This is a genomic window from Desulfurispora sp. (assembly GCF_052744395.1).
This window is the reverse complement of sequence record NZ_JBRAJI010000002.1, coordinates 1-13,760: the sequence shown is the minus strand read 5'-3', so window position 1 is coordinate 13,760 and position 13,760 is coordinate 1. Positions and strand designations below refer to the sequence as shown.

General features: G+C 60.0%; 17 protein-coding genes and 2 tRNA genes. 2 read left to right on the top strand and 17 right to left on the bottom strand.

Features of this window, described 5'->3' with window-relative positions:
* Positions 1-51: 51 nt before the first annotated feature.
* The 13 genes from ACUVTU_RS00865 to ACUVTU_RS00805 form a co-directional block, all read right to left on the bottom strand.
* Positions 52-657: a stage III sporulation protein AF gene (locus ACUVTU_RS00865; protein ID WP_445888067.1), complete on the bottom strand. Its 606-nt coding sequence runs from the start codon at positions 655-657 to the stop codon at positions 52-54.
* 43 nt (positions 658-700) lie between these two features.
* A complete protein-coding gene (gene spoIIIAE, locus ACUVTU_RS00860; RefSeq protein WP_445888066.1) occupies positions 701-1,876 on the bottom strand; it encodes a stage III sporulation protein AE in 1,176 nt (391 codons plus the stop codon).
* A complete protein-coding gene (gene spoIIIAD / locus ACUVTU_RS00855) occupies positions 1,873-2,259 on the bottom strand; it encodes a stage III sporulation protein AD (RefSeq protein ID WP_445888065.1) in 387 nt (128 codons plus the stop codon). The genes spoIIIAE and spoIIIAD overlap by 4 nt, the downstream gene beginning before the upstream one ends.
* A gap of 17 nt (positions 2,260-2,276) precedes the next feature.
* Positions 2,277-2,480, bottom strand: coding sequence for a stage III sporulation protein AC (gene spoIIIAC / locus ACUVTU_RS00850; RefSeq protein WP_445888064.1), 204 nt, complete (start codon positions 2,478-2,480; stop codon positions 2,277-2,279).
* A 16-nt stretch (positions 2,481-2,496) separates the two neighbouring features.
* Positions 2,497-3,015, bottom strand: coding sequence for a stage III sporulation protein AB (locus tag ACUVTU_RS00845; protein ID WP_445888063.1), 519 nt, complete (start codon positions 3,013-3,015; stop codon positions 2,497-2,499).
* A 6-nt stretch (positions 3,016-3,021) separates the two neighbouring features.
* Positions 3,022-4,020, bottom strand: coding sequence for a stage III sporulation protein AA (gene spoIIIAA, locus ACUVTU_RS00840; protein WP_445888062.1), 999 nt, complete (start codon positions 4,018-4,020; stop codon positions 3,022-3,024).
* A gap of 187 nt (positions 4,021-4,207) precedes the next feature.
* Positions 4,208-5,893, bottom strand: coding sequence for an FAD-dependent oxidoreductase (locus ACUVTU_RS00835; RefSeq protein WP_445888061.1), 1,686 nt, complete (start codon positions 5,891-5,893; stop codon positions 4,208-4,210).
* Between the two features lie 222 nt (positions 5,894-6,115).
* Complete coding sequence (locus ACUVTU_RS00830; RefSeq protein WP_445888060.1) at positions 6,116-6,571, bottom strand: CD1247 N-terminal domain-containing protein; 456 nt, start codon at positions 6,569-6,571, stop codon at positions 6,116-6,118.
* Positions 6,572-6,663: 92 nt separating this feature from the next.
* Positions 6,664-7,221 carry an elongation factor P gene (gene efp / locus ACUVTU_RS00825; protein WP_445888059.1) on the bottom strand — a complete coding sequence of 186 codons (558 nt, stop codon included), beginning with the start codon at positions 7,219-7,221 and terminating at the stop codon, positions 6,664-6,666.
* 27 nt (positions 7,222-7,248) lie between these two features.
* On the bottom strand, positions 7,249-8,322 hold the full coding sequence (locus ACUVTU_RS00820) for a M24 family metallopeptidase (protein ID WP_445888058.1): 1,074 nt from the start codon (positions 8,320-8,322) through the stop codon (positions 7,249-7,251).
* Positions 8,304-8,777 carry a type II 3-dehydroquinate dehydratase gene (aroQ, locus tag ACUVTU_RS00815; RefSeq protein ID WP_445888057.1) on the bottom strand — a complete coding sequence of 158 codons (474 nt, stop codon included), beginning with the start codon at positions 8,775-8,777 and terminating at the stop codon, positions 8,304-8,306. Before aroQ ends, ACUVTU_RS00820 begins: the two co-directional genes overlap by 19 nt.
* Positions 8,778-8,876: 99 nt before the next feature.
* Positions 8,877-10,241 (bottom strand): TldD/PmbA family protein, encoded by a 1,365-nt coding sequence (locus ACUVTU_RS00810; protein WP_445888056.1) that lies wholly within the window; start codon positions 10,239-10,241, stop codon positions 8,877-8,879.
* Positions 10,242-10,322: 81 nt separating this feature from the next.
* Positions 10,323-10,535 carry a hypothetical protein gene (locus ACUVTU_RS00805; protein ID WP_445888055.1) on the bottom strand — a complete coding sequence of 71 codons (213 nt, stop codon included), beginning with the start codon at positions 10,533-10,535 and terminating at the stop codon, positions 10,323-10,325.
* A gap of 175 nt (positions 10,536-10,710) precedes the next feature.
* On the opposite strand from ACUVTU_RS00805, the gene ACUVTU_RS00800 reads away from it, so the two are divergent.
* Positions 10,711-10,992 (top strand): DUF3243 domain-containing protein, encoded by a 282-nt coding sequence (locus ACUVTU_RS00800; protein WP_445888054.1) that lies wholly within the window; start codon positions 10,711-10,713, stop codon positions 10,990-10,992.
* Positions 10,993-11,095: 103 nt separating this feature from the next.
* Here ACUVTU_RS00800 and ACUVTU_RS00795 read toward each other — a convergent pair.
* Positions 11,096-11,183 (bottom strand) — tRNA-Leu (locus ACUVTU_RS00795).
* 72 nt (positions 11,184-11,255) lie between these two features.
* On the bottom strand, positions 11,256-12,080 hold the full coding sequence (locus ACUVTU_RS00790; RefSeq protein ID WP_445888053.1) for a DNA adenine methylase: 825 nt from the start codon (positions 12,078-12,080) through the stop codon (positions 11,256-11,258).
* A gap of 179 nt (positions 12,081-12,259) precedes the next feature.
* Between ACUVTU_RS00790 and ACUVTU_RS00785 the strand changes: the two genes are divergently transcribed.
* Positions 12,260-12,526 carry a hypothetical protein gene (locus ACUVTU_RS00785; RefSeq protein WP_445888052.1) on the top strand — a complete coding sequence of 89 codons (267 nt, stop codon included), beginning with the start codon at positions 12,260-12,262 and terminating at the stop codon, positions 12,524-12,526.
* Between the two features lie 117 nt (positions 12,527-12,643).
* Here the strand turns inward: ACUVTU_RS00785 and ACUVTU_RS00780 are convergent.
* Together ACUVTU_RS00780 and ACUVTU_RS00775 are read right to left on the bottom strand one after the other, a co-directional pair.
* A tRNA-Leu gene (locus tag ACUVTU_RS00780) sits at positions 12,644-12,731 on the bottom strand.
* A gap of 59 nt (positions 12,732-12,790) precedes the next feature.
* Positions 12,791-13,760: VWA domain-containing protein (locus ACUVTU_RS00775; RefSeq protein ID WP_445888051.1), on the bottom strand; the 970-nt coding region annotated here is incomplete at its 5' end.

Genomic DNA, 13,760 nt, shown 5'->3' with positions numbered 1-13,760 from the left:
TCCCTGTGATACTTGACCGCACTTTGCCGCAAGCATTGTCTTAAGTATTTTCTAAGGCACCGCTCGCACCACCACCTGCTCGGGCTGCAGCTGGTAAATGCCGGACAGCTGCTGCTTTAGCCGCACCGCCTTCCCCGCCAGCTCGCCCGCCTGGCCGCCGGGCAGCTTTTGCTCACCCGCCGGCCCCATCTGTACCGGCTCAACCGGCTGCACCGCCCCATCTCTACCGCCCCGCAGCGGGCGCACCGTGAGCACCAGTTTCTCCAGGCCGGCTTGAAAGATATTGTCGCTCACCTCGCGCAGAACCGGCTCCACCTCCACCACCTGCCACTCACCGCCCACCTCTACTAAAGACCGGATCTGCTGCTGCAGGGCCTGGCGCATACTGTCCCTGGCCGCCCCCAGCTGCCGGTCGCGCAGCTTAATGCCGGCCGCCACCACATCGGGGATAGGCTGCCGGGCGCCAAAGGCCGGGAAATCTGCCCAGCGCACCCGGGCCAGATTGCCAGCAGCCTGAAAAACCACCACAATCACCAGCAGCCCGCACACCAGATGCACATAGCGGCGCATGTCCCCGGCTGGCAGCAGCAATTCCAGGAGCAGGGCCAGCACTATTACCACCACAATGTTCTGCACCATAATGCGCAGCTCTTCCATACTCCACACCATCCCGGCAGTTCTTCTCGGCAGTAGCATCACCTCAGCGCAGCATGACCGTCAGGTTGCCCAGGGCCACTACAGCCGCCGCGGCAAAGAAAAACATCAGGCAGACCATGGACAGGGCGGCAAAAACCAGCAGCAGGCTGCCGGCCAGTTCACTCAAACAGTCCACCACCCGTCCGTCGCCCAGGGGCTGCACCAGGGCCCCGGAAAGCCGGTAAATGATGTACAGGGCCAGCACCTTGAGCAGCGGCAGCAGCACCAGAGCGATAATCACCACCACACCGGCGATGCCCAGGGCATTTTTCATCCAGAGCACTGTGCTCACCAGGGTTTCCAGTACATCGGCAAACATGCCCCCCACCACGGGCACAAAGGCGTCGGTAGCATACTTGGCCGTGCGGATGAGCAGACCGTCCCCCAGCGCTCCGGCCACCCCGGCCAGCGACAGTACACCCAGAAAAACCGTACTGAACAGGCCCAGCAGTCCCAGGGCGGCGCTTTTGAACAGCCCGGCCAGTTTGGCGGTGGAAAAATGACGGGACAGCCCACCGCTCACCCCCAGCACCGCTCCCAGCAGGATCAGCGGCAGCACCACATTCTTCACCAGCGTGGCAATGATGTTGATGGCTACAAAAAGCACCGGCTGCAGCAGGGCTGTGGTGCCCGCCCCTCCCACGGCGACCAGCAAGGTCAGCAGGACCGGCAGCAGGGCCTGCATAAAGGAAACCATCTTGTCCACCACATCGCGGCAGGCCTGGATGGCCATGGTGAAAGAGCCCAGGGCGATCACGGCCAACACCAGGTAGACCACCAGCTGGGCCGTCTCCCCCGCACCTCCCCCCCGGAAGGCGTAACCCAGGTTGCTCAGCAAGAGGCTGATCAGCGCCAGCACCACCAGCTTGCCCAGCAAAGCCATATTGGCCCTGACTTCACCCAACAACAGGTCCAGAACCTTACCGAATAGCTGCTCCAAACCCGGCTGCAAATCCCGCCGGGCCAGAGCATGCACCAGACCTTTAAAATCGAAGGTGGGCAGATAGCTCTTGACGTCCCGGTCCAGCCGGCCGATATAATCTTCGATCTCCTGCATGTCCAGCTGCCCGGCAGCGCCCGGCAGCTGGTCCGGCAGCGGGGACGCCGCTGCCGCCGGAGCCCGGATCAGCAGCCAGCATATGGCCAGGAGAATTAGCCCAAACCCGCATCTCTGCTTCATGGCAGCAACCTCAACAGAGTATTTAGTACGGCCACCACAATGGGCACAGCCAGCACCAGCACCAGGATCTTGGCGGCAAACTCAATTTTGCCGGCTATGGCCCCTTCACCGGCATCGCGGCAAACCTGGGCCCCGAAGTCGGCCAGATAGGCAATGCCCACAATTTTCAATATGGTGCCCAGGTAAATATCCGACACCTGTGCTCTTTCGCCCACCTGGCGCAGCACATCCACAACCCCGCCAATGGGGCCCAGCAGGGCCAGAAAGACCACCACGCCGGCCATAATGCTCAGGAACAGCGCCCACTCCGGCTTGTTCTGGCGCAGCACCACCGCCCAGACGGTCACCACCAGGCCCAATCCCACCAGTTGTAGGATCTCCACAGCCTCACCTTCTTCGCCTAAAACAATTTAAAGACCGACTTCACCTGCTCGAAAAGGTTACCCAGCTGGTAGATCACCCACATCAGCACCACGGCCACCCCGCCCAGGGTGGTGATAAAAGCGTAATCCTCCTTGCCGGCACTTTTCAGCACCCAGTGCGCCGCGGCCACCAGAATACCCACCCCGGCAATTTTGAAAATCAAATCAATGCTGCCGCCCATTTATGCCGCCTCCTCCTCAATAAATAACCAGGGCCAGGGCCAGAGAAGCGCATACCCCCAGATATCCCCACATCAGAGCATACTTGCGGGCCTCCTCCTCGGCTCCGGCCAGAAACATCTTGAGCTGTTCCCGGGCCAGCTCCAGATGCCGGAGCTGATCCTCCCGCCCGGTAGCCCCCAGCATACTGCCCACTCCCAGCACCACAGCCAGTTCCGCCCGGCCCAGGTTGCTGGCGGCGCAGTAGTGCTGCCAGGCCCGCTGCCAGGCCCGGGCTGCCGTCTCCCCGGTTGATTTCTCCAGTTCCCGGGCCGCCCTGGCGAAGAGCAGGGCGGCAGGCCCGCTCAGACAGCCGGCAATGCGGGAAAAAGCCTCGGGCAGCGGTGTGGCCGTATAGCCAATCTCACTGGAGAGCATCTGCAATCCCCCCAGCAGCTGGCGCAGTTCACCCGGCGCCTGCCGGTAGCGGCGCGCTTTCAGCCAGCCCACACCGCTGCCGGCCGCCACAATCAGTACCAAACCCACCAGGCGCAACAACCGGCATCACCCCAGAACGCGCAGTGTTTTACCATCTATTACCCGTTCCACCGTGCCCGGCCCCCGGCTGCGGCCCAGCTGTACCAGCCGCTCAATCACCTTCAGTCCCAGCAGGTACTGCAGGGCCGGACGGGCCATAATTTCCTCCAGCGACCGGCCGTGCACGGTAAAAATCACTTTCACTCCGGCGTTGACCACTTCTTCCAGCACCGCCACATCACTGCGCCGGCCGATCTCATCGGTGACCAGCACCTGAGGAGACATGGCCCGCAGCAGCAGCAGCATCCCCTCCCCTTTGGGACAGCCGTCCAGCACATCGGTGCGCGGACCCACATCCAGCTGCGGCACGCCCCGGTAACAGCCGGCAATTTCCGAGCGCTCGTCCACCAGACCCACCTGCTGGCCGGGCAGGTTCAGCCCGGGCACACCGCTGCTGATCAGGCGGACCAGATCGCGCAAAACAGTGGTTTTGCCGCAGCGGGGCGGTGAAAAGAGCATGGTATGGTATACCGAACCCTGCTGCCTGTCCAGCAGCCGGGGAAGCAGACCGGCCGCCGCCCCAAGAACCTGCCGGGCCAGCCGGATATTCAGCCCGGCAATGTATTTTAAGGTTTTAATCTGCTGGTTCTCCAGCACCGCCCGCCCCACCAGCCCCACCCGGTGCCCGCCGGGGATGGTGATAAAGCCGCTGCGCATTTCTTCCTCGCAGGCATACAGGGAAAAACCGCTCACCATTTGCAGGCAGCAGGCCACATCCTCGGGCCGGACGGTATAGGCCCGCTCGGGCTCCTCCACCGCCTCGCCCCGCTCGGTCAACCACAGGTCGCGCTCCCGCAGCCGCACCTGCAGCGGCCGGCCCGCCCGCAGGCGTATTTCCTCCAGTTCGCACCCCAGATCGGGAGACAGTCCCTGCAGCGCCTGGCGCAGCACCGGCGGCAGGATGGCTGCCACTTCCTGCCCGCAGCACAGCGCCTCCTCCCCTGCAGAGGCAGGTGACCTGTTCATGGTTTCACTCCCTCTTTTCCGGATACTTTTTACTAAAGTTATTAACCGGCATGGTAAATTATGCCGGCAAAACAAAAAAAGCCACCCGCTAAACAGGTGGCTAATGTTCAAGAACTTTACCTCTACAGGCTGCCGCCGGTGGCCGCGCGGCAGCCCGGCGGCAGGGCTGTCCGCCCCGGTCCTTTGCTCAATCGATTTCGTAAGGCCAGGCCTGCAGGCCGCCTTCCATCAGTTTCACGTTTTCAAAACCGGCCCCCTTCAAAATGCGCAGGGCCTCATAAGCCCGGGAGCCCATGGCGCACAGGGTGACAATTTCCTTGTCCCGCGGAATTTCGGCCAGTTTCTGGCGCATATCGCCCAGAGTGACCAGCAGCACCCGGTCGTCCTCGATGTGTTTGGCGGCAAACTGCTGCGGTGTGCGCACATCCAGCAGCACGAAATCGTCCCCCCGATCCAGCATTTCCTTGACCTGGGCAGCCGAAACCGTGGGCACCAGCTCCTGCAGCTTGTTGCGCCAGGCATTGGCCGTGTGGTGCAGCGGATCGATGGGCGTATTGAAGGGAGGCGCATAGGCCAGATCCACCTCGGCCAGCTGGTCTACCGTAGCTCCGAAGTGCATGGCCGTGGCGGCCACGTCAATGCGCTTGACCACATCGCCCGGTCCAATGCCTTGCACGCCCAGCAGGCGGCGAGTGCGGGCATCGCCAATCACTTTAAGCAGCACCAGACCGTGTCCGGGATGGTAGTGGGTCCGGTCGTGCGAGGCAATGAGGAAGGTTTCCACCGCAAAGCCGGCCGCCCGCGCCTGCTTCTCACTCAGTCCCGTGCGGGCCACATTCCAGCCCATCACGTGCAGCACGGCGGTGCCCAGCACACCGGCAAACTTGCTCCCCAGGCCGGCCAGATTGTCACCGGCCACGCGTCCATGGCGGTTGGCATAGGTGGCCATGGGCAGATACACTTTTTGCCCGGTAATCAGGTGCCTGTTTTCCACACAGTCGCCCACGGCGTAAATATCGGGATCGCTGGTTTGCAAAAATTCGTTTACCGCAATGGCCCCGGTCTGGCCGATCTCCAGACCCGCTTCCCGGGCCAGACCGACATTGGGCCGCACGCCCACGGCAATCAGCACCATGTCGCCGGAGATTGCCTCGCGGTCGGTCTTCACACCGGTTACCCGGCCGTCCTCCCCGGTAATCTCCAGCACCTTTTCACCCAGCCGAATTTCCAGGCCCTGCTCCTCCAGGCGGGCTTTCAAGATCGCCGCCAGGTCGGCATCCAGCAGGCCGGGCAGAATCTGGTCCTGCAGTTCCACAATGGTGGCAAAAGCGTTCTTGCTGCGCAGGGCGTCAGCTACCTCCAGACCAATCAGGCCGGCTCCCACGATCACCGCCTCGCCCACATCGTCCAGCTGCTCCTTGATTTTCTGCGCATCGGCCGGATTGTACAGCTGGTAGACCCCCTGCAGGTCCAGACCGGGCAGCGGCGGCACCACCGGGTTGCTGCCCGTGGCCAGCACCAGCTTGTCGTAAGGGATGTGCTTTTCGGTTCCATCGGTCAGATTCCTGACCAGCACCTGTTTTTTCTCCCGGTCCACCGCCACCGCTTCGTGCCTGGTCAGCACCGTAACGCCTTTTTCCCGGGCGAAAAAGCCCTCATCCCGGGCTACACCGTAAGCGGTCGTAAACAGCTGGTTAAAATCGCGCACCTGGCCGGCCAGATAAAAAGGCATGCCGCAACCGGCATAGGATATGTAGCCGTCCTTTTCCACAATGGTGATCTCGGCATTGGGCATCAGCCGGCGGGCCCGGGCCGCAGTTTTGGGGCCAGCGGCCACCCCACCGATGATCACAATCCTCGGGTTATCTGCCATAGATTTTCGCCACCTCACTCGGATTCAAATTCTCCGGCACAGCACCGGTCAGAGACAGCTCACCACGCCCTGGCTACTACACCAGTTGCTGTTATTTTAAGGCCGCTCCCCGGCATATGTCAACAATAGTTGCAGATATTATTATCCACTGTTTTCGCTATAACTATATAAAAATAAAATGCAGCACCCGAACGCGCTGCATTGTTTACACATTTTGAATAATTAAAAATCCTCCTCTGTGACAGTTCTCCCGCCGGTCCGGTTCTCCAGTACCTCGGGCTCATCGGCCGCCGTCAAATCGGCGTCATTGACAAATACCACCTGGTCGCAGTTGGGGCAGGTAACTTCGACAATGTCATCGTCGTCCACCACCTCGGCGGAAAAACAAACCGTCTCACCGCAGTTGGGACAATCCACCTCCAGATAGTCCAGGGTCCCGGCATCGCTGTCCAGCCGGTCGTCCACCCGGTCCTCCAGGTGATAGAGATCCTGGTCAATGGTCTCCAGATAGTCCTCCAGCTGCTCGTGCGCCTCGGCCAGATCATGGAATGAACTGGCAACATCATCCAGCACATCAATGATCCCGCTGATCAGGCGTCCCTGGTCGGTGCCGGTATCCAGCTTGATGCCTTCCGCCAGCCCTTTCAAATAAGCCACCCGCGATTTTAACTCCTGCATACAGATACCCCCTCGGTCATGCAAAACTCTCACGGTTTATAGTATGACTCGGCAGGGGGCAGCTTAAACATTATTTATGGTTTACCGGAAAATCAAGCCCGCTTGATATACTGGCCGGTGCGGGTATCAATTTGCAGTACATCGCCCACATTGATGAAGAAGGGCACCTGCACCACATAGCCGGTTTCCAGCGTGGCCGGCTTGGAACCGCCGCTGGCCGTATCGCCCTTGATCCCGGGAGTGGTGTCCACCACTTCCAGCTCCACGAAGTTGGGCAGATCCACACCGATGGACTTGCCCTGGAAGAGCAGCAGGTTGATGGTCATATTCTCTTTCAGAAACTTCACCGCATCGCCCAGTTGCTCTCTGGTCATGGCCAGCTGGTCGTAAGTTTCCATGTCCATGAAGTTGTAGTTGGTACCGTCATTGTACAGGTACTGTACCTCCCGCCGCTCAATGCGGGCCCGGGGAATTTTCTCGCCGGCGTTAAAGGTTTTTTCAATTACCGCACCGGTACGCATGTTTCTCAGCTTGGAGCGCACAAAGGCTGCTCCTTTGCCCGGCTTGACATGCTGGAATTCAATTACCTGATACACATCACCGTCCAGCTCAATGGTCAGACCGGTGCGAAAATCGTTGGTGGAAATCATCCATTACCCATCTCCCTTCGGTATTATTTATGCGCACACCAGCAATTGCCGGGGCGAAGCGGTCAACACCTCGTGCCCGCTTTCGGTCACCAGCACCATATCTTCAATGCGCACGCCGCCCCAGTCCGGCAGGTAGATGCCCGGTTCCACGGTCACCACCATGCCCGCCTGCAGCACCTGCTCGCTGCTCCAGCTCAGGCGGGGTGCCTCGTGCACCGCCAGACCCACACCGTGCCCGGTGCCATGCCCGAAATAGTCCCCATAGCCGGCCTCGGTGATCACCTGACGAGCGGCAGCATCCACATCGGCCGCCTTCACCCCGGGCCTGATGGCCGCCACCGCCGCCTGCTGGGCCACCAGCACCAGCTGGTAGATTTCCTGCTGGCGCTGCGAGTAGCTGCCCACAGCCACCGTGCGGGTCATGTCCGAGCAGTAATGATGGACCACCGCCCCAAAATCCATGGTCAGCAGGTCTCCCTCCTGCAGCACCCGCTCGCTGGCCACACCGTGGGGCAGCGCGCCCCGCGGTCCGGAGGCGAAAATAAAGGGAAAGGCCGTACCGCTGGCCCCCTGCTGGCGCATAAAGGCTTCCATCTGCCAGGCCAGCTCCCGCTCACTCACCCCCGGCCGAATGGCGGGCAAAATGGCGGCAAAGGCGGCATCGGCCAGCGCCACTGCCTCCCGGATGCACCGGATTTCCCCTTCGTCCTTGTACTGGCGCAGGTTTTCCACCAGATCGGTCACCGGCCGCCAGCTGACCCGGGGAATCTTCTGCTGCAGCTGCTCATACTGCTGAAAGGTAACCTGGTGAGCTTCAAAACCAATGTCCCCGCCCGGCCAGGCGGCCAGATGGTCGGCCAGCTGATCAACCAGCCTTTCTTTAACCCGCACCACTGTGCAGTGCGGACACTGCCGGGTGGCCTGCTCTATGTAACGAAAATCAGTAAAGAAAAAACACTCGCCGGGCGTGACCAAAAGCGCTCCGGTACTGCCGGTAAAGCCGGAAAGATAGTACCTGTTTTCGGGTACCTGTACTAAAAGCGCCGCCAGGCCGGCCTCCTGCATGGCCGACCGCAAATTCTTCAGTCTGCTTTGATACATTTTTCCTCCCCGTCTTTTCCTCTCCCGCGCCCCAGTTCCACAGCCGCCAGCAGGCCCAGCCGGTAGCTTAAAGCGCCCAGCCCGCTGATCTGACCGGCTGCCACCGGCGCCAGCACAGAAGTGTGGCGAAACTCCTCCCGGGCATAAATGTTGGATAGATGCACTTCCACCACCGGTATGCTGATGGCGGCAATAGCATCCCGCAGGGCTATACTGTAGTGCGTGTAGGCGCCCGGATTGAAGACCACGGCCGCATAACTGGCGGGAGCCTGCTGCAGCCAGTCCACCAGCTGCCCCTCATGGTTGGACTGCCGGCACTCCAGTTCCACCCCCAGCTGTCCGGCCAGCGCCCGCAGCTCACTGTTGATATCGTCCAGGGTGGCCCGGCCGTAGATGGACTCTTCCCGCTGTCCCAGCAGGTTCAGGTTCACCCCGTGCAAAACCAGGATCTTCAAGGTATTCGCTCCCCGCCATTACATCAGTTAATCCGCCAGAACACACGTTGATATTTTACCACAGTCAGGGCACCTTGCAAAGTTTCCCCAGCGCAGTTTTCAGTGACCGCCCACTGTTAAAGAGGAGACCAGCAGCGTGGGCGAACCTTTACCTCCGTAAAAGGTCAGATCATTGCCGATGCCGCTGATCCTCTGCAGCACCTCAATGATATTTCCGGCCAGGGTTACACCGCGCACCGCTCTGGTCAGCTGACCATTTTCAATCAGCAGGCCGGCCGCTCCCACACTGAAGTCGCCCGAAATGGGATTGGCCGTATGCATGCCCAGCACTTCGGTAATATAGAGACCGCGGGAAATGTCCTTGATCAGGGCTTCCGGGGCGGTATCGCCCGGGTCGATAAACAGGTTGGTGGGCCCCACTTCGGGGGTGGCTTTGTAGGTGTGGCGCACCCCGTTACCGGTGGACCGCTCGCCCGCCCGGGCCGCCGTATAGGCATTGTGCAGGTAGGACTGCAGCACCCCCCCGTCCACCAGCACGGTACGGCGGGTGGGCACTCCCTCCCCGTCAAAGGGCGCCGTAGCAATCCCGCCGGGCAGGGCACCATCATCAATCACCCGCACTCCGGGCGCCGCCACAGCCTGCCCCATGCGCCCGGCCAGCAGGGAACGGTTTTTCTGCACCGCTTCCGCCGACAGGGAGGGAGCCAGCAGGCCCAGAAAACTGGTCGCCACATAGGGATCCAGTACCACCGGCCCGGTCATGGTGGACACCGGCCGGGATCCCAGCATGGCCACGGCCTTGCGTGCCGCCTCCCGCCCCACCTTTTCCGGATTGAGGTCGGCGTAGCGCAGCACATAATCAATGGCGAAACCGGTCTGCTGATCATCACCCTGACCGGCCACCAGAGCCAGATAAAGCACGCAGGCCGCCGAACGATAGCAAAGCTGCATCCCGCGCGTATTGTATATAAAAACTTCCGCCTCGCCATCCTGGTAAACTGCACTCTCAATGAGCTTGACCCTAGGGTCGTAATCCCGCGCCGCCTGCTCCATGCGCATGGCCAGCGCGGTCTTTTCCTCCACAGTGGCCTTCCGGATGGCCGGGTCGAAAACATCGACTGCCGGGTAGGTATCTGCCGGCTCCGGTATAGTGCGGTGGCTGTCGGGTGCTGCCGCCACAGCGTTCTGATAGGCCCGCCCGGCCACATCCTCCATGCCGCCCGGTGTCAGGTCGGTGGTGAAAGCAAAACCCAGCCTGTCCCCCACCAGCACACGCATACCCAGGCCGCGCTCCTCGGCCAGTTTGAGCGTTTCCACCCGGCCGTGACGCACCTCCACCGTCAGCTCTTTGTTGTTGCTGATGTACACTTCGGCCGGCCCGGCTCCCCGCCGCTGCACTGCCTCCAGCGCCTGCCGGGCCAGCTGATCCATCTGTGCCTGGTTGCTAATATTAACCACCTCCATGTTTCATTAGTATTATTCCCCTTTCCCGCGGCTAATCCCTGTTGACCCAACAAAAAACTGCCTGTGCAAAACACAGGCAATTCAGTGCAGGTGACCACTGCTGGTCAGAGCAAACAAGTGCCGGGCGGAAACCGGGGATAGTTCCTGCACCGTAGCCTCGGTAATCAGATTGGGATCCAGAAAAGCCAGGATGGCGATCTTCTCCCCTGTCTCGTAGTGAGTGTAAAATCCCAGGATACAGAACTGCATCTCCTCGCCGAAGATCTTCCTGGTCACAATGTCGCCTATTTTCATTTTATCAGTACACCCACCCTCCCATCAGGGTCGCCAGGATCTCTTTTTTTATTTACAATATGCATCGCTGCAGCCATTCGTGTCAGGCGGCCCGCCGGTTGATCCTGCTCCGGATGGTATAATTTTGCTGAGCAAAGTTTATACTATTGAAAAATTTACCGGGGAGGATGAAGCTGTGGATATCAGAACCAAGATCAATACCAGCTGGGATAATTGGAAGACTTTCCTGGGGCAGGCGGTGGAGTTTGCCGAGGAACTGGGTATCTCCCGGGAGAGAATTGTCTCCCTGGCCAAGCAGGCCGGCGATGTGCTGGCGGAAAACGTTCAACCGGCCAATCCGGAGCAAAAAGCACTCAAAGAGCTGTGGAGCGTAGCCGACCAGCAGGAAAGGCAGGTACTGGCCGGTCTGATGACCAAGCTGAGCAAGCAGGAAAAAAGCAATAGCCACATGTTTTGAACACGGCCCGGCTGCCGCTCCATCTGGTTAGAGCGGCCCGGCAGAAGATAACAGTTTAAAACAAAACGGTTCACCACGCCGGATAACGTAGTGAACCGTTTTTTGGTGCGGCAGAAGGGACTTGAACCCCCACGGGCGTACTGCCCATAAGAACCTGAATCTTACGCGTCTGCCAATTCCGCCACTGCCGCATTATGTTTTTGCCGCCCAACCGGGCCGCAAGTGTTATTATAGCACAACCAGAAACAAAGTCAAGCATATTTTCAAGGCAGATAGTTAGTGATCAACAGCTCGCTAATCTCTCCCCGGTCCTGCACCCGGCAGTTGATATTGCGCCTGGCCTGCAGCACGTGGATGTGGTAGCCGGCATAAAGCTCCCGGATCAGCGGCGTATCCGAGTTGCTGAGCATGAGCAGGCAGCCTTGCCGGTCCAGTACCCGGTAGACCTCGGCCAGGCGCCGCTGATCGTCCTCACTGAAGGCGTCAGCGGTATAACTGGTGAATCTGGCTGTAGCCGAAAGGGGGTGATACGGCGGATCCAGATACACCAGCGTGCCTTCTCCCCGAGCATATTCCAGCACCACACTGAAGTCGCCGCAGATCAGCTCGGCTTTCTGCAGCACGCCCCGCACTGTCTCAAAAAATGCCGGTTGGGGCCGGTAAGGGCTGTTGCGGCCGTAGGGCACGTTGAATTTGCCCTGCCGGTTGACCCGCCACAGACCGTTGTAAGCGGTCTTGTTCAGGTATAAAAAGCGCGACGCCCTTTCCACCGCACTCATCTCTTCCACCGGCAAATCCCTGATCTGATAGTAATATTCTTTGGTAAACCGGTGCCTGGTAAAATCAGCCAGCAGGGCGGGCAGCTCATCCCGCACCACCCGGTAAAAGTTGATCAGTTCGGCATTGCTGTCAATCAGCACGGCCCGGGCGGGACGCAAGTGAAAAAATACCGCGCCACCGCCCACAAACGGCTCAATGTACAGGTTATATTGACACTCGCGGGGGAAAAAGTGCCGCATCCGGGGAATCAGCTGTCTTTTGCCGCCGGCCCATTTCACCGGTGGGCTGGCAGGTTTTATCCATGGCACAAGATCGTCTCTCCCTTTACCCGCATAACTAAAAATATTCTTTCCCGACCCTGTTCCTTCCTGTCTGCCAGTATAAAACAATTATGATAATTCTGCTATAGTTGTTTTCTATATTTATATTTAGTAAAATATAATCATCCGACACCAACAATGTATCCCCAATGACAGGAGGCTAAACCATGCGTCATCCCACAAACACCCGCATCATTTTTGCAGACTCGGCGGAACAAGCCCGGGCCCAATACCGTAAACTACAATCACCTACCCGAGATCCCCATCCCACACTGGAGTGTTTTAAAGTCCTGGAAGTGGAGGATTTTGATCTTAACGCCAGCTTTAATTTTGTAGGAGAAATCTCTGTGGGACCCCAGGTAATGGAAATCATCCGCCAGGATCCTGAACGCGCCTATGTGCTTTACTATATGGAAGACATCAACGCCGCCTGAACCGGTAACGCCAGCCACTCCACAGGGCTGGCTGTTTTTTTGGCTGTGGCTGATGATTGTTCAAAAACCCGCAGCACAACAAAAATGCAGGTATGCCTGGCATACCTGCATCCTGCCTGGTGCGGCAGAAGGGACTTGAACCCCCACGGGCGTACTGCCCATAAGAACCTGAATCTTACGCGTCTGCCAATTCCGCCACTGCCGCATTCCTCAGTGCAAGAGTTATGTTATCATAAACCAGGAATCACTGTCAAGCACTATTTCTTAAAAAATTTCTGCCGCTACCCGGGAGAGCTGGGCCAGATTGCGACACTCAAACACCTGCGCACAATGGGCGGCATATAGCGGCATGATACAGTCCTCGTCCTGCCAGCGCTCTGCCGGCAGGGGATTGAGCCAGTAAACCCTTTTCACCCGCCGGGCCAGGTCGGCCAGATACTCCACACCGGAGGGGCGGTAATTGTTGCGCGCATCGCCCAGCACCAGCAGGATATGCCCGGGGTGGAGAAAGCCGGCCAGCTGCCCGGCAAACTGCTGCCACACCCGCCCGTAGTCGGAAAAGCCGCTCTGCCAGACCGCGGTCTGGCGGTAAATGTCGCTGAGCACGCTTTCCGGTCTGGCCCGGCGCAGCAGGGGGGTGATTTCGCTCACTTCTTCCACAAAGGCAAAGGTGCGCACACTGGCAAAGCCATGCTGCATGGCATAAATCAGCAGCAGCATGAAGGCGCTGAAAGGGGCTACCGAACCGGACACATCGCACAGTACGACCAGTTCCGGCCTGGCCGGCACCCGCCGCCGGCAATACAGGCGCAGCGGAACACCACCCCGGCGGGCGGCCGCCGCCACGCTGCGGCGCAGGTCCACCCGGCCGCGGGATGCCGGGCGGTAGCGGTACCCCGGACGGTGCGCCAGCCGCCGGCCCAGCTTGATTACCAGCTTCTGCATGGCGGCAAACTGTTCCCGGTCCAGGCGGTCAAAGCTCACCCCGGCCAGGCGATAGCGCTGCCGGATCTCCTCGCGGCGCTCAGTCCGGTTCTGCCACCAGTAGCGTTCCGCTGCGGTCTGCAGCAGACCGGCCTGCACGGCAGCGGCACCTTTTTCTACCGGCTCGTCCTGCTCCTTTTCCGGCAGCCCGGCTTCCCGGCGCAGGCGCCCCAGCCAGCCGGCCAGGTCTTCTGTCTCCTGCGGGGGCAGGCGGCGAATCAGTTCATCCACCGCTGCCCATTCCGGCGCC